The sequence below is a fragment of the Micromonospora sp. NPDC051543 genome (assembly GCF_044454415.1).
Lineage (GTDB): Bacteria > Actinomycetota > Actinomycetes > Mycobacteriales > Micromonosporaceae > Micromonospora.
The window spans coordinates 1-14,731 of record NZ_JBITDT010000033.1; the positions used below are offsets into that span (position 1 = coordinate 1).

Here is a 14,731-nt window from a genome sequence, read left to right on the forward strand (position 1 = left end):
GTACGGCGCGACGGTGAAGTCCTTGAGTGACACCCAGCCCGACTTCGGCTGCGCCAACGCCCCGGTGGACGACCACCGGTACGACGACGGCAGGTTGCACGTGGTCGGCGGCGGGGTCGTCGGCGGCGGGGTGGTGGGCGGCGGGGTCGTCGGCGGCGGGGTGGTGGGCGGCGGGGTCGTCGGCGGCGGGGTGGTGGGCGGCGGAGTGGTGGGTGTGGTGCCGCCGTTGCAGGTCACGCCGTTGAGGGCAAAGTTCGTCGGTGCCGGGTTGCTGCCCGTCCAGGAGCCGTTGAACCCGAACGACGCCGTGCCGTTGGTCGCGATCGAACCGTTGTAGCTCACGTTCCGCGCGGTCACCGCCGCCCCGCTCTGCGTCAGGGTGGTGTTCCACGACTGCGTGATCGTCTGACCGGCGCTGTACGACCACGTCAGCGTCCAACTGCTCACGGGATCGCCGAGATTCGTGATCGTGACGTTGGCGCCGAAGCCACCCGGCCAGTCGGACGACACGGCGTAGTTCACCGAGCAGCCCGCTGCGGCCGCGCCGGCCGGCAGCGCCACGGCAACCGTCGCCGACGCCAGTAACGCGACACCGGCCGAGACGACCCCGATATTGGTCGGTCTGAATATGGTCATCGAGCACCCTCCTGACGGGACGGCGGCCTCCACATTCGTGGGAGTCATTGTTAGGTGAGCGTTAACAGCCGCGTCCGGTATGTTACGGGAGCGCTCCCAAACCATCAACCTCGATGTCTCGCCGACACGTAAATGGCCTCATCACGCCGCTGAGCAGGGCTTCAGCAGGCGACCGGGGTGGCCGGCCGGGCCGGGTGTGGGCACCGGCCACTGCGGGCCGGGTGGTCGACAGAGCGAATGATGGGGTGTCGTCGCTGTTATCGATAACATCCGCCGTCACGCCACTTCGTACTCCAGCATGAGGACGCCGGTGCCGGTCGGCGTGCAGCCGGCGAGCCGCAGCGGGCGCGGCCGCTCCGACTCCGGGAACAGACGCTTGCCCGAACCGAGCAGGAGCGGGTGCAGGAACAGCCGGTACCCGTCGACCAGGTCGTTGGCGATGAGTTCCCGCACGAGCACCCCGCTGCCCAACACGGCGACGACACCGTCGCCCCGGGACTTCAGGTCCGCGACCGCCGGAGCGAGGTCTCCGTCCAGACGTCGGGCGTTCGACCAGGTGAGGTCGGTCAGGGTGCGGGTGGCGACGTACTTGGGCGTTGAGTTGAGGTGTCCGGCCATCGGGTTGACGTCCGGCTGGCTCGGCCAGTAGCCGACCATCTTCTCATACGTCCGGCGTCCGAAGAGGTATGCCGTGGTGGACCGGAGCCCTTCCACCGCCGCGGTCGCCTGGGTCTCGTCGAAGTACGGCGCTGCCCAACCACCGTGCTCGAACCCGCCCGCACGGTCCTCGTCGGGAGAGGCCAAGCCCTGCATGACCCCGTCGAGCGTCACGAACTCGACCACCACCAACCTGCGCATGACCACACCCTCCGATGAGGGCGGGCGGCCCGTTGCCTGCCCGCTCCCCGTCTACACGAGCGGGGTGCGGCCGGATCGACAGCCGAAGCCGGATCGATGCCACGAACGTGCAACGGTGAGGTGGACCGCGGTCAGTCGTCCGAGCGGTCGGCCTCCCTGAGATCACGCACCCGGTCCACCTCTAGCAGTTTGCGCACGTCAGACTCGCGAAATCGGCGATGGCCGCCAGGAGTCCGGATGCTCTCGATCCTGCCCACCACTGCCCACCTCGTGACAGTCTTCGGGTCCACCCGCAGCAGAGCCGCGACCTCGAAGGGCTTCAGCAGGCGATGTTCGGCGTCCACACGGATCTCTTCACGATGACGGGGCCCCCGAGCGCATGAACGCGGAATTACGGGATCTGAGCACGGCACCTTCCGGCAGCGACAGTGGGGTCGACCTGCACTGCGGTAGGTCGCTGATCTCTCGACAGTCACGTTAACCCCGCTCGGAGGGGCCGAAGAAGCTTGCGCTACGACAAGGAACGTCTCTCTCGCGGCCGTTCTGTGCGAGAAACGCAACGTCTCGCGTCGCCCCGGCGTGCCGACGCGCCGGGTGTCGGTGATGACGGGGGCCTCATGGATCCTCGCCGCTGTCGACCACTAGGAAACGGCAGACCTGGAGGCCATCACATCCACAGTTTCGTCGAATCGTTTCGTTGGCGGAGCGTGAACGACGGGGCAATCCCAAATGTGGCTCGATAGCGTGCCGTGAAGCGGCTGTGGTTGACGAAACCCCACCTGGCGGCAATGCTCGCCACGCTCGTGGTGGAGGGATCGGCGGAGATCAGTTCGCGGTGGGCGTACTCCAGACGAACCTTCCTCAGGTACGTCATGGGAGTGGTGTCCAGGTGACGGCGGAAGGCCACCTGCAGGGCGCGGATGTTGATATGTGCGGCCGCCGCGATGTCGCTGGCGTTGATGTCGCGGTGAGCGTTGTCCTCGATGAACGACACGGCGCGTCGGAAAGAGTGGGAGTGTGCGTCACGCCGGTCCTCCGGCGTGGGGATCCGGCGGGCGTTGTTCGGGAACGCCATCAGACTCGCGACGACGAGGAGGCGGACCGCCGCTCCGGCGACCAACGGCTCCTGAGCGGACGGTGTGCCGAAGATGCCGTGGCGGACATAGCGGTAGGCAGCGTTCCAGGTGTCCGCATCCCGCTGGGTATGCGGCTTCACCGAGGTGAACCGGATTGGATCGGGGTTCCGACTGGAGGCCTGGTCGGCCATCAGGGCGAACAGCCCTTTTGGGATGAGGGCGAAGTCCACGTCGACGTCGTCGAGGGTTGCGCTGTACGTCTCCGGCATCGTGGCATGGACCGCGTCGCCCTGGACACGCTGTGCTTCGCTCCGGCGGCTGCGGTAGGTGACAGTTCCCCCGGTGACCTGGCCGAATGGTAGAGCCGCAATGGGTGCCGCATCGATCTTGACGCGCATCGTGAATGCCATGCGGTGCAGCTCTATCGGTCCAAGAATCTCCTGGGTCAGGTACAGCCTGTGGTGCTGGCCGGTCTCGTACATTCGTACCGAGCCGTAGGGACTCTTCAACCTCTCGGAAATCTCATCGAGGTTGGTTGAGTCGAAGGAATGGGTCATGGTAGGCCTCTCCGGCCGCGAGTCTGACGCCGGTCGAGACTGCTCTGGGCCCGCCAACCATATTTTCCGGGTTGCGGCTGGGTCGCCTGAAAATTCCAGGTGAACTCAACATACAACAGGTGAGACGCGTTTAGTCAACACCGGGTGCGAAGCTGCAACGTGAATAAGTGTCACCTGTGAATCGCCGATGAACGGCCGAGCATTCCGCCACGCCGTAACGCTGCGAGGCGTTGCGTTTTGCGTACGGGCCCGGTCATCGATTGACGCTTTCTGACCTAGGCCACCCCTCGCGGACGCGGGCACAATGGGGATCGCTTCGGGCATTCCCGACGGCGACGCCGCGAGGCGGTTGACGTCGGTCTGCTGCCGCAGCCGGTCCGCCGGGGAGTCAGAGCCAGACGACGATGCCGGTCAGGTCGTTGAGCACGGCGGCCACACCCGCCCGGATGGCGGCTGCACAGCGCTCGGCCGTGAACGAGCCCGCGTCGTACGTCGAGGACATGCCGAGCCCCTCACCGCGGAACGAGGCGCCCTCCCAGTCGACGGCGGTGACGTTGTGGGTGGGCTCGGCCAACTCGGCGCCCACGACCAGGAACCTCTCGTCCAGGTGGTTCGGGGTGACCAACGCCAGCGGGTCGATCAGGTCGTTGCCCGCGGTGACGATGAGGTCGGCGTTCATCCCGATCGCCTTGCTGATGCCCGCGACGGCCTCGTGCGGATCGTCGACGACGACCGTGCGCAGGTCGAGGTGCTCGTCGTCGGCCCAACTCCGTACCGCCGCCACGAGGGCCTTGGTGGGCGCGTCCGCACCGGCGGTCAGCAGCACCACCCGGTAGTCCTTCGACGGGTGCACGTCGGCCCACGATCCGGGCTTCGGCGTGATGGTCGCCTCCGGCGCGGGCGTCGCGGCGGTGTCGACGAATCCCGGGCCGAGCGTGCCGACCGGGCTCGGCGTGGGGTGGGGTTGGGACCAGTCGTCGCCGGAGCCGCAGCCAGCGAGGAGTACGGCGGTCGTGGCCAACAGGGCGACGGCCCGAAGCGGGGGGCGCAAGGTGATCGTCCTTCTCCGATGACTGAGGCAGGTGCGGGTACGACTCGTATTCCTATCCCAGATCCGGCGGCCCACGATCCGCGAGCGGCCGCTGCGGATATTTGTTCGCCATCGGTTCGTCGGCGGGCGGGTTCTTGTTAACCCGCGACGTGCAGCGTGCACTGGCCAACCGAGGGGAATCGCATGCTGGGGCATATCCGCCGTACCGTCGTCGTCGCCGTTGTCGTATTTGCGGCGACGGTGCTTCCGTTCTTCAGCGGCGGAGCGGCGTTCGCGCACGGCTTCTCGTCGACCGTGTACGCGAAAATCTCCGCCGGAGACGAGGGTCACATCCGCGCCGAATTGGGCCTCGAATACGACCTCCTCGTGGTGTCGGCCGCCGACTCCGGCGACGATGATCCACTCTTTCGGGTCGGAACCGCCGCCTTCGAGGCGGGTGACCCGGACGCGCAGGCCGCCGCGCTGAAGGCCCACGCTTCGACGGTCCTGCGCTACGTCGCCGACCGCCTCTCGGTGACCGCCCGTGGCGCGGCCTGTCGGCCCACCCAGGTGGGTGACGCCACGGTCAGCGTTCGTGACGGTGTGCCGTACGCGAACCTGCTCCTCGACTGGACCTGTCCCGAGCGGGTCGCCGAGCACGAGGTGCGCAGTGGTCTCTTCCCGGACGACGAGGCGTACGTCAAGGGCACCAAGACGATCGTCACCTACCAGATCGACGGCCGGTCGGGCAGCGCCGCGCTCGACGCCGCCAACCCGTCCTTCTCGACCGCCCAGACCGCGTACCAGCGGTTCGGCGAGTTCTTCCTGCTGGGGGCCGAGCATCTGCTGTCCGGCATCGATCACATCCTGTTCCTGTTGGCGCTGATCGCCGGATCGCGGCGTCTGCGGGAGATCGTGCTCGCGGCCACCAGCTTCACCCTGGCGCACTCGGTGACGTTCCTGCTCGCGGCCCTCGGCCTGGTCGACGTGCCGGCGAGGGTCGTGGAGCCGGTCATCGCGCTGTCGATCGCCGTCGTGGCCGGCTGGCACCTGTGGGGGATCTGGCGGCGTGGTGACCACGCGACGGATCTGGAGACGACGGGACGCGGTCACCTCGCCCTGGACCGCCGGGGGTGGATCCGCCTCGGTGTCGTCTTCTGCTTCGGCCTCGTGCACGGGCTCGGCTTCGCGGGCGCGCTCGGCATCGACGAGGCGTGGTCCTGGACGCTGCTGTGGTCGCTGCTGGTGTTCAACGTGGGTATCGAAGTCGTCCAGTTGGCGATTATCGCCGCCGTCTTCCCGCTGTTGTTCGTGCTGCGCCGCCGTGCGCCGAAAGCGGGTCTGTGGGCGACCGGTGTGGTTTCCGCAGCGGTGTCCATGATGGGCCTGATCTGGTTTGTTCAACGCGTCACCGGCTCGTGAGTACGGCTAACCAGTTCGTGAAGTGCAGCCGCTCGCAAGATCACGTTAATGATCGGTTCACCGGCCGACGAAAGCTTTGGATTCGCTTCCCCGCGCTCGCGGAGGAACAATCCATTTCTCTATTCGAAAAGGGAACAATGTCGATGACATTGAGCACCTCGACACGGGCCGCCGGGCTCGTGCGGCGGCGCGTTGTCGCCGGGGTCGTGGCCGGATTCCTGGGAGTGGGCGTGGCCCTCGGCAGCGGTGTGCTGACCGCCGCCAGCGCCGCCGACCCCACCACGGTGTCCGGCATCGTCCTCGGCGTCGGCGCCAACGAGACCCAGCGCATCGTGTCCTGGTACTCCTCGGCCGACACCGCCCAGAAGATCCAGCTCGCCCCGACCGCCGAGATCGTGAACGGCGAGTTCCCGGCCAGCGCGATCAGCTTCGACGCGGTCGGTGCCGCGAACACCTCCACGACCGGTTACAACCGTCACGCCACGATCAGCAACCTGCGGGAGAACACGGCGTACTCGTACCGGGTCGGCGCCGAGGGTAGCTGGTCGCCCACCTACGCCTTCAAGACGCGGGACTTCGAGGGCGACTTCGACTTTCTGTTCTTCGGGGACCCGCAGATCGGCGCCTCCGGCGACGTCGCGCGGGACCAGGCCGGTTGGGCCGAGACCCTGAAGGTCGCCACCGCGGCGAACCCGAACACCGAGCTGCTGGTCTCCGGCGGTGACCACGTCGAGTCCGCGAACGACGAGACCCAGTGGAGCGCGTACCTCTCCCCGGACCAGCTCCGGCAGTACCCGACGGCCGCCACCATCGGTAACCACGATGTCGGTGGCAAGTCCTGGGAGCAGCACCACTTCACCCCGAACACGGACCGCTCGGCCCAGTACTACAACGGGGACCAGTCGACCCGCTCCGGCGGTGACTTCTGGTACGTCTACAAGGACGTGCTGTTCATCGACCTGAACAGCAACAGCTACGTCAACCCGACCGACGGCTCCCTCGGCGGCGACGCGGCACACGTCGCGTACGTCTCGGACATCGTGAAGAAGCACGGCTCCGAGGCGAAGTGGAAGGTGCTGGTCTACCACCACTCCATCTACTCGGCGGCGAGCCACTCGACCGACGCGGACAACAAGAACCGCCGCAAGGACTTCACGACCGCCTTCTCCGATCTCGGCATCGACATGGTGCTGCAGGGTCACGACCACGTGTACACCCGCAGCTACTCGATCAAGAACGGTCAGAAGGAGAACCCGGCCGAGAAGCCGGGCGCGGCCGACGTGTTCCCCGGCCCGGGCGGCGTCCTCTACGTGACGGCGAACTCGTCCTCCGGCTCGAAGTACTACGACATCAAGAAGCCGGACGGCTCCGGAACGGGCGTCGAGGGACTCGGCCCGGACCCGCTGAACCCGAGCAACTACTGGTTCAACTCGGTGGAGAACCAGGAGCACGTCCGCAGCTATGTCAAGGTCGGGGTCAAGGCCGACAAGCTGGTGCTCCAGAACATCCGCAGCGGCACCTGCGCGGCCCCGAACGCGGCCGTCGAGAAGGGTCTGTCCTGCGCCAACACCGCCGAGGGGCAGCCGGTCGGCTCGATCGTCGACAGCACCACGATCCACCCGTACCACGGTGACGGTCAGGCCATCCAGGTCAACGTGCCCAACCCGGCCCCGGGTGAGTTCGGCTGGACCATCGACGGCTACAACGGCCTGGTCGACCTGGGCACCGCGCAGGAGCGCGACGGCACCTACTTCGAGGCGACCGGCAAGATCAACCCGATCCTCGTGTCGGACAGCCGTCGTTCGCTCGCCCCCTGGTCGATCTCGGCCAGCGTCGGCGACTTCTCCGACGCCGACAAGACGTTCTCCGGCTCGTACCTGGGCTGGACCCCGTACGTCCTCGACGCCGGCGCGGGCGCGGCGGCCGGCGCTCCGGTCCTGTCGTCCCTCGACGACCAGGGCAAGGGCCTCTCGGTCTCCAGCGGTCTGGGCGCGGCCGTGCAGGGTCACCCGCGCGGCGGGGCCAAGCTCGGCGCCGACCTGGACCTGAAGATCCCGGACAGCATCGCGAAGGGCAGCTACCGCACCACCCTCACGATCACTGCCCTGAGCAGCTGATCGACCCTGTTCCACCGGGCGGGGTAGGCACCTTTCGGGGCCTACCCCGCCGCCGGTTCACCCGCCACCAAGATCACTTCGAGGACCTGAGATGCGACCGTCCGTAACGCGCTGGAAGACCCTCCTTCGTACGACCGTGCTGTCCCTGCTCGCCGCCGTCGCGGCGGCCGGCGTGGCCGTCGGCCCCGCCCTGGCGGCCGACGGCAACGTCGCCTGGACGGTCCGGACGGCCTCCAACAGCTACGGCGAAGCCCGGTCCAGCTACAGCTACAACGTCAATCCCGGCGGAACCGTCGAGGACGCCATGGTGGTGGCCAACCGCGGCCCGGCGCCCCTGACCCTCGCCGTGTACGCCGCCGACGGCTTCACCACCGACGCGGGGCAGCTCGACCTGCTGACCAGGGACAAGAAGTCCGTGGCGGTCGGCGCCTGGGTCAAGCCGAGCGCCGGCAGCGTCGTGATCCAACCGGGGAAGACCGCCCAGGTGCCCTTCACGATCGCCGTTCCGACCAACGCCACGCCCGGCGACCACGTCGGCGGCATCCTGACCGCGCTGACGCAGACCGACCAGGCCGAGGGCATCAACGTGGACCGTCGCCTCGGCATCCGGATCACGTTGCGGGTGGGCGGCGAGCTGAAGCCGACCCTCGCGGTCGAGAACCTCCACGTCGGGTACGACGGATCGGCCAACCCGATCGGCAAGGGCGACGCGACCGTCTCCTACACGATCCACAACACCGGTAACGCCGCCCTCTCCGCCAAGCAGTCGGTGTCGGTGTCGGGGCCGTTCGGCGTCCTGCGCGCGCGGGCCGGTGACATCGCCGCGCCGCCGCAGTTGCTCCCGGGCGAGAGTTGGGACGTGACGGTGCCGGTGCACGGTGTCGCGCCCGCCGTCCGGCTCGCGGCGACCGCCACCGTCACCCCGCTGCTCACCGACGCGTCGGGCTCCACCACCCCGCTCACGCCCATCGAGTCGACGGCACGCGGCTGGGCCCTGCCGTGGACGCTGGTGTTGGCGCTCGTCGTGCTGATCGCCGCCGTCGTCGGCGCGTACCTGTACCGCCGCCGCGCCCGGTCGCGGCGCAAGGTCCGCGAGGACGCCCGGGTGCGCGACGCCGTCGAGCAGGCACTCCGCGGCCCGCGGCCACGGACCTCCTGACCAGTCGGCCCGGGCGGCCGTGCGGCGCGGCAGGCCCGGGGCCGGCGGCGGCCGTCCGCCCGGTCGCCCTTGTGGGTGAACGGCACTCGGCACCGGCTCGGATTCGTCCGCGAGGCGGCATGCTGCGACGGTGACGCCGGCCCGGAGAGGAAGCCCCCATGGTTGACGCGGACGTGCCAGAGCTGATGCAGGCCGCGGCCCTCGACGAGTTCGGCGGGCCGGAGGTGATCACCCTGCGCAAGCTCCCCGTGCCCGAGGTCGCCGCCGACGAGGTGCTGATCAGGGTCCTGAGCGCCGGCGTCGGGGTGTGGGACGCGTACGAGCGGCAGGGCCTGTTGGTGCCGGAGGGCTCGTCCCTTCCGATCGTCCCGGGCTCGGACGGCGCGGGGACCATCATCGCGGCCGGCGACCGGGTGACCGGCCTCTCGGTCGGCGACCAGGTCTACGTCTCCGCCACCACCCGGCCCAAGGGCGGCTTCTACGCCGAGTACGCGGTGGTCAAGGCCGAGTACGTCGCGAAGTTGCCCGACGGACTACCCGCCGAACATGCCGGTGCCATGCCCACCGACGCGCTGACCGCGCTGGCCGGGTTGGACACCCTCACCCTGCCGGCCGGCGCCTGGCTCCTGATCTTCGGCGCGAGCGGCGGTCAGGGCCACCTGGCCGTGCAGTTGGCCAAGCGGCAGGGCCTCAACGTGATCGCGGTGGCCTCCGGCGCGGACGGCGTGGCGCTGGTGACCCGGCTCGGCGCCGACGTGTCCCTGGACGGCCACGGCGACCTCGCCGAGATGCTCACGACCATCCGGGACACGGCACCGGAGGGAGTGGCCGGCATCCTGGCGATGGCCGGCGGCGAGACGCTGGACCGGTTGACCGAGACGCTGTCCGACGGCGGAGTCGTGGCGTACGCCCACGGGGTGCGGCCGGAGCCGAGCGAGCGCCCCGGGATGACGGTTCGCGCGTACGACGGCGTGTCCAACCCTGGGCAGTTGCGGCGTCTCAACGAACTCGTCGAGGCCGGTCCGTTCGTGGTGCACGTGGCCGAGAAGTTCCCGCTGGGCAAGGTGCGGGAGGCGCACCAGCGCCTGACGACGTCGTACTCCGGCAAGCTCCTGCTGACGATCGCCTGAGGGTCAGGCGGTGCGCTGCTGCGGCACGCGTACCGACGCCATGCCGGCCGCCGTCGCGGCCTGGATGCCCAGGTCGGTGTCCTCGAAGACCAGGCAGGACTCCGGGGGTACGCCGAGCTGCCGGGCCGCGAGCAGGAACGCCTCCGGGTCGGGCTTGGCCCGCGTGTAGTCCTCGGCGCACACCAGCACGTCGAACCGGTCCAGCAGGTCCAGCGCCTCCAGGGAGGCGGTGACCGCGGCCCGGGTGCTGCCGGAGACGACGGCGAACGGCACCCGCCGGTGCGCCTCGTGGATGTGCGCCACCACCTCGGGTACGGCGGCGACCTGCGGCAACAGCTCCTGGTAGATGCGCTCGCGGTTCTCCACGACGGTCGCCACCGGCATCGTGAGACCGTGGCGCTCGTTCAACGCGACGATGATGTCGGCGGTCGGCCGGCCACCCCAGGCGTAGAAGAGGTCCTCCGGGAACTCGCAGCCCCACTCGTCGAGGGCTCGCTGCCAGGCCACGTAGTGCAGGGGCATCGAGTCGACGATGGTGCCGTCGCAGTCGAACAGGTACGCGGCGAACTCACCGGGCGGCAGAGGCAGAGTCACCGGGGAAGGGTAACCGTCAGGGACGCGTCGCCCGAGCCGGGTCGACCGGTTCGTCTCGCCGGTCGAACCGCCGTTCGTACCAGGTCACCGCGATCAGCAGGACGGTCAGCACGGCGAGCGCCGCCAACGGCGCGAGGGTACGACCGGCCGGCAGCAGGGCCAGCGGCAGCAGCGCCGCGACGACCTGCGCCGGATGGACGGCACGTACGGTCAGTCGACGAAGCACCAGCCTGCTGAGCAGGTAGACGGTCACACCTCCGTAGAGGGCGCCCGTGGCTTCCCAGCCCAGTGGCCCCGTTTCGGAGGGGTCCGCGGAGAGCCGGCCGATCACCTGCTCGATGCCGAGCGCGAAGTAGATGGCGCCGACGATCAGCGGGGTGTGCCCGATGCCGTACGCGTCGCCGGCCACGTCGGCCCGTCGGTCGGCTGGTACGTCGCGGACGGCCGCCCGCGCGGCGGGAGCCAGCCGATCGAAGTAGAGCCACCACAGGCAGACCGTGCTGACGAGGCCGAGCAGCGCGGCCGCCACCGCCGTACCGACCGGCGCCATCGTCCGTGGCCCCGCGCCGGCGGAGATCAGTGACTCGCCGAGGGCGATGATGAGCACCAACCCGTACCGCTCGGTGAAGTGGTCCACGCTGCGCAGCTGCCACGGGTGGAAGGTGGACGCGAGCCGCGCGCCACCGATGTCCACCAGCAGCGCGGCCGTCCAGAGCACCGTCTGGGCGGTCCCGCCGAGCAGCGCCCCGCCGACCAGCGGAAACCACGCCAGCACCACGGGCACGCGGAAGTAGCGCAGCGTCGGGCGCAGCGACGGGATCGGCACGCTCACCCGGGCGAGGATCACGAGCTGCACCGCCCGGACGACCACGTACGCGAGCGCGAGGGTCAGCGGCGCGTCGACGACCCCCGGACCCTGCCGCCACGCGTCCGGCAACACCAGGGCGGCCACGAAGATCGCCGCCATCGCGACCAGGGTCGCTCCGCGGACCAGGCCGACGTCCGCGCGGACGAGGTTGCCCACCCAGGTGTACGGCCCCCACGAGTAGAGCAGCAGCAGGAGCAGGAGCAGTCCCTGGGCCAGGGTGAGCAGCGCGGTCGGCGGCTGCGCCATGAACGCGATGACCCGGGTGAGCGCGAAGACGAAGACCAGGTCGAAGAAGATCTCGAACATCGTCGTCCGGTGCGTGGCACCCACCACGACCGGACGAATTCCCCTCATCCTGGCATTCTGCGCCCTCGGTGGACCGTCTCGGGTCTCCCCGTCACAACGGGAAGACCCGAGACGTCCGCATCAGGCCGGCGCGTCCGTGCGGCGCCGGCTCCGCTCGGCCCGCCGGCGCACCTGTTGGTACGTCCCGGTCAGCCCCATCGCCCGGCGTGCCTCCGTCAGGGTCTGGCGTACCTCCTGCCGGGTGCGCTCGGTGCCCTCGACGATCAGCCGGTCGACGAGCCCCCGGTCGGCCTCGATCGTCGCCCGGCGCTCCCGGATCGGGGCCAGGAACGTCTCCAGCGCCTCGACCAGCCGCTCCTTGACCTCCACGTCACCGACCTGCCCGGCCCGGTAACGCCGGGCCAGGTCGTCCACCTCCGCACGGTCCGGGTTGAACGCCTCGTGGTACGCGAAGACCGGGTTGCCCTCCACCGTTCCCGGCACGTCGGTCCGTACCCGGTTCGGGTCGGTGTACATCCCGCGCACCTTGCGGCGCACCGTGGCCGTGTCGTCGGACAGCGCGATGGTGTTACCCCGGCTCTTGCTCATCTTGGCGACGCCGTCGGTGCCCACCAGGCTGGGATTGTCGGCCGGGATCAGCTCGGGCACCGGGAAGACCGGCCCGTACAGGTGGTTGAACCGTCTGGCGATCTCCCGGGTCACCTCCACATGCGCGGCGTTGTCCCGACCGACCGGCACCACCTCGCCCTTGACGCAGAGGATGTCCGCGGCCTGGAGCACCGGGTAACCCAGCAAGCCGTACGGCATCTCCTCCTTGCCGGCGTCGCGGGCCATGTCCTTGAGCGAAGGCACCCGTTCCAGTCGGGGCACGGTCACCAGGTTCTGCAGGAGGGTGTTCAGGTCGCCGACCTCGGGAATCGCCGACTGGAGGTAGAACGTGGCCCGCGCCGGGTCGACGCCGGCGGCGAGGATGTCGGTCACCATCTCGCGGGCGTTGCCGGAGACCTGGTCGATGTCCTCCCGGCGGTTGCGGGTGGTGAGCATGTGCAGGTCCGCGATGATGAAGAAGCTCTCGTACCGCTGGTGCAGCCGCACCCGGTTGGCGATGCTGCCGACGTAGTGGCCAAGGTGCAGGCGGCCGGTGGGCCGGTCGCCGGTGAGCATGCGTGCGACGGACATGGTGATGTGCCTTTCGTGCGGGTAGGTGGATCACGCGTCGGGCGCGCGCCGAGCGGGCGAACTAGCCCCCTCGGTCGGCGGAGAACAGGGCTCAGCGAGCCGTCCGCCATCGCGCGCCGGCGCGGTACCGCAGACCACCGGCACGAAGCAGGTCCAGAAGTTGCTCACGGCCGTCGCCGGAGCTGGTCAGGGACGCGGACACGACACTGCGCGGGAGACCGTCGACCACATCGACCGCCTCCGGTACGCAACTGCCCGCCCGGACCACCAGCTCAGATTACCCGCGGCGCTGCTGCGGGGGTGGCACGTGACGGTCCGCGTAGTACGTCCCGACGCGGTCCCGGTACCCCGGATCGAACGACGCAGGGTCGAACGGCGGCGCGTCCTTGATCTCCTGCCGGGTCCGGTCGACGTGCACGACCCGGTCCAGGTGGTCGACCCGCTCCACCGTGCCCGCCGGCACCAGCACCTTCTGGCCGAGGATCCACGGTCCGGTGTCCACCACCAGGTGTCCGGCATCAGCCTCGTCGCTCGCCGCGTCGATGGTGCCGATACGTCCGTCGCGGGCCTGCACGTGGTAGCCGACCAGATCGATCGGGGTACCCGGCCCGGGTGCGTCCGGACCGTCGTGCCCGCCGTCCGGGTCCTTTGACGGGCCGGCCGAGGGCGTGGTCTGTGTGTATCCGCCGGCCAGCGCGGACGGATCGCGCCAGGCCCAGGGGTTGAAGATCGGGGGTTGCACGGGTCACCTCCCTGTCCTCCCACTCAGTGCCCGGCCTGCGGATGCGGGAAACGAGGGGCGGCTTTCCGGCCGAACGGCGGTCAGTGTCGAAATCGGCGGTGCGTAGCTCCGCTGACATACTCGGCAGTCATGGTTCTGTCGCGCGGGTGGTCTGCCTTCCTGGTCGGGGTCGGGGTCTGGACCTGGGTGATCTGGCCGAGGTTCGCGGTCGCGATCTGGCAGGACCCGCGGTCGTGGGCGTCCGCCACGGTGGGCGAGGGCGCGCCGACCAGTTTTCTGTGGGTGCACGCGCTTCTGATCGCCGCGTCGCTGGCCATCGGTACGACGGTCGGGGTGCTCGGGATCCGCGGCTGGCTGGTCGCTCGCCGAGGCGGAACTTCTTGAGCTGCGCAAACGCGTATCGGGCGCGAGTGTGACGCGCGACGCCACCCCCCGATTTGACGATGAAACCCACGGACGCGTAACTTTCTCTCTGCCAGCGCGGAACGGGGCAAACGGGGCGAAAGTCCTGAAGCCACTAACCGGGTGGGCAGCCGGGTCAGACAGGGGTTCGCTCCTGGAGGCGCGGTTCGGGCGGTGCTCACCTGATCTGCCGGGAGGCGGATTTGGTGCGGCGGAATCGACCGGGTAAGGTTTACGACCGGCAGGGCACCGGGCGCGACTGTGGGAGACCACAGCGGCCGGTCTGCCAAATCCGACGACCTGACGCAGCGGTTCGCTGCTGCGTGAGTGCGCCGGGACCAACCCGCACGAAGCATGACAGACCGGGACACACCGGTTTGACACGGCCGAGACGGTGAGGTAACGTAGTAAAAGTGCCCGGCGCGAGAGCGGCGGGGACGCAGAACGAAAAGCCCCGGGATGGGGGCCCACTGGTTGGGCCTGCTGATCGGTGTGTGGTTGTTCTTTGAGAACTCAACAGGGTGCTTGTAAAGCCAGTGCCAATTATGATTTATACCCCGGGACTGGCAGCCTGCTTTTGGTGGGTTGTTGGTTGGGATTCCTTTGGCAACATTTGTTTGTTGTCAGGGTTTGCTGTTCAACTAATTTTTTGTTG

14 protein-coding genes are annotated in these 14,731 nt (G+C 69.1%); 5 read left to right on the forward strand and 9 right to left on the reverse strand.

Going from position 1 to position 14,731, the window contains the following annotated elements; translation table 11 throughout:
* From ACIA3K_RS31495 to ACIA3K_RS31515, 5 genes are all read right to left on the reverse strand, one after another.
* The coding region (locus ACIA3K_RS31495; RefSeq protein ID WP_396805481.1) for a non-reducing end alpha-L-arabinofuranosidase family hydrolase at window positions 1-636 on the reverse strand (636 nt) is incomplete at its 3' end.
* A gap of 276 nt (window positions 637-912) precedes the next feature.
* Window positions 913-1,494, reverse strand: a complete 582-nt coding sequence (locus tag ACIA3K_RS31500) for a dihydrofolate reductase family protein (protein ID WP_396805483.1) — start codon at window positions 1,492-1,494, stop codon at window positions 913-915.
* 131 nt (window positions 1,495-1,625) lie between these two features.
* On the reverse strand, window positions 1,626-1,838 hold the full coding sequence (locus tag ACIA3K_RS31505; protein ID WP_396805485.1) for a BldC family transcriptional regulator: 213 nt from the start codon (window positions 1,836-1,838) through the stop codon (window positions 1,626-1,628).
* A gap of 323 nt (window positions 1,839-2,161) precedes the next feature.
* Complete coding sequence (locus tag ACIA3K_RS31510; protein ID WP_396805487.1) at window positions 2,162-3,127, reverse strand: helix-turn-helix transcriptional regulator; 966 nt, start codon at window positions 3,125-3,127, stop codon at window positions 2,162-2,164.
* A gap of 388 nt (window positions 3,128-3,515) precedes the next feature.
* Window positions 3,516-4,178, reverse strand: a complete 663-nt coding sequence (locus ACIA3K_RS31515; protein WP_396805489.1) for a hypothetical protein — start codon at window positions 4,176-4,178, stop codon at window positions 3,516-3,518.
* Between the two features lie 183 nt (window positions 4,179-4,361).
* Between ACIA3K_RS31515 and ACIA3K_RS31520 the strand changes: the two genes are divergently transcribed.
* The 4 genes from ACIA3K_RS31520 to ACIA3K_RS31535 all read left to right on the forward strand — a co-directional run bounded on the left by ACIA3K_RS31520 (window position 4,362) and on the right by ACIA3K_RS31535 (window position 9,985).
* Window positions 4,362-5,579 (forward strand): HupE/UreJ family protein, encoded by a 1,218-nt coding sequence (locus ACIA3K_RS31520; RefSeq protein ID WP_396805492.1) that lies wholly within the window; start codon window positions 4,362-4,364, stop codon window positions 5,577-5,579.
* 143 nt (window positions 5,580-5,722) lie between these two features.
* Window positions 5,723-7,696 (forward strand): fibronectin type III domain-containing protein, encoded by a 1,974-nt coding sequence (locus ACIA3K_RS31525; protein WP_396805494.1) that lies wholly within the window; start codon window positions 5,723-5,725, stop codon window positions 7,694-7,696.
* A 91-nt stretch (window positions 7,697-7,787) separates the two neighbouring features.
* On the forward strand, window positions 7,788-8,855 hold the full coding sequence (locus ACIA3K_RS31530; protein WP_396805496.1) for a WxL protein peptidoglycan domain-containing protein: 1,068 nt from the start codon (window positions 7,788-7,790) through the stop codon (window positions 8,853-8,855).
* A gap of 158 nt (window positions 8,856-9,013) precedes the next feature.
* Window positions 9,014-9,985, forward strand: a complete 972-nt coding sequence (locus ACIA3K_RS31535; protein WP_396805497.1) for an NADP-dependent oxidoreductase — start codon at window positions 9,014-9,016, stop codon at window positions 9,983-9,985.
* Window positions 9,986-9,988: 3 nt separating this feature from the next.
* Here the strand turns inward: ACIA3K_RS31535 and ACIA3K_RS31540 are convergent, their stop codons facing one another.
* From ACIA3K_RS31540 to ACIA3K_RS31555, 4 genes are all read right to left on the reverse strand, one after another.
* Entirely contained in the window at window positions 9,989-10,579 is a 591-nt protein-coding gene (locus tag ACIA3K_RS31540) for an HAD family hydrolase (RefSeq protein ID WP_396805499.1), read from the reverse strand.
* Between the two features lie 16 nt (window positions 10,580-10,595).
* Complete coding sequence (locus ACIA3K_RS31545; protein ID WP_396805501.1) at window positions 10,596-11,801, reverse strand: low temperature requirement protein A; 1,206 nt, start codon at window positions 11,799-11,801, stop codon at window positions 10,596-10,598.
* A 72-nt stretch (window positions 11,802-11,873) separates the two neighbouring features.
* Complete coding sequence (gene trpS, locus ACIA3K_RS31550) at window positions 11,874-12,932, reverse strand: tryptophan--tRNA ligase (RefSeq protein WP_396805502.1); 1,059 nt, start codon at window positions 12,930-12,932, stop codon at window positions 11,874-11,876.
* Between the two features lie 277 nt (window positions 12,933-13,209).
* Window positions 13,210-13,674: a PRC-barrel domain containing protein gene (locus ACIA3K_RS31555; protein WP_396805504.1), complete on the reverse strand. Its 465-nt coding sequence runs from the start codon at window positions 13,672-13,674 to the stop codon at window positions 13,210-13,212.
* Between the two features lie 129 nt (window positions 13,675-13,803).
* On the opposite strand from ACIA3K_RS31555, the gene ACIA3K_RS31560 reads away from it, so the two are divergent.
* On the forward strand, window positions 13,804-14,058 hold the full coding sequence (locus tag ACIA3K_RS31560) for an SCO4848 family membrane protein (protein ID WP_396805506.1): 255 nt from the start codon (window positions 13,804-13,806) through the stop codon (window positions 14,056-14,058).
* The last annotated feature ends 673 nt before the right edge of the window (window positions 14,059-14,731 follow it).

Coding starts and splice junctions, on each gene's coding strand:
- ACIA3K_RS31500 (WP_396805483.1), bottom strand. CDS start 1,494: ATGCGCAGGTTGGTGGTGGTCGAGTTCGTGACGCTCGACGGGGTCATG.
- ACIA3K_RS31510 (WP_396805487.1), bottom strand. CDS start 3,127: ATGACCCATTCCTTCGACTCAACCAACCTCGATGAGATTTCCGAGAGG.
- ACIA3K_RS31520 (WP_396805492.1), top strand. CDS start 4,362: ATGCTGGGGCATATCCGCCGTACCGTCGTCGTCGCCGTTGTCGTATTT.
- ACIA3K_RS31525 (WP_396805494.1), top strand. CDS start 5,723: ATGACATTGAGCACCTCGACACGGGCCGCCGGGCTCGTGCGGCGGCGC.
- ACIA3K_RS31530 (WP_396805496.1), top strand. CDS start 7,788: ATGCGACCGTCCGTAACGCGCTGGAAGACCCTCCTTCGTACGACCGTG.
- ACIA3K_RS31535 (WP_396805497.1), top strand. CDS start 9,014: ATGGTTGACGCGGACGTGCCAGAGCTGATGCAGGCCGCGGCCCTCGAC.
- ACIA3K_RS31545 (WP_396805501.1), bottom strand. CDS start 11,801: ATGAGGGGAATTCGTCCGGTCGTGGTGGGTGCCACGCACCGGACGACG.
- trpS (WP_396805502.1), bottom strand. CDS start 12,932: ATGTCCGTCGCACGCATGCTCACCGGCGACCGGCCCACCGGCCGCCTG.
- ACIA3K_RS31560 (WP_396805506.1), top strand. CDS start 13,804: ATGGTTCTGTCGCGCGGGTGGTCTGCCTTCCTGGTCGGGGTCGGGGTC.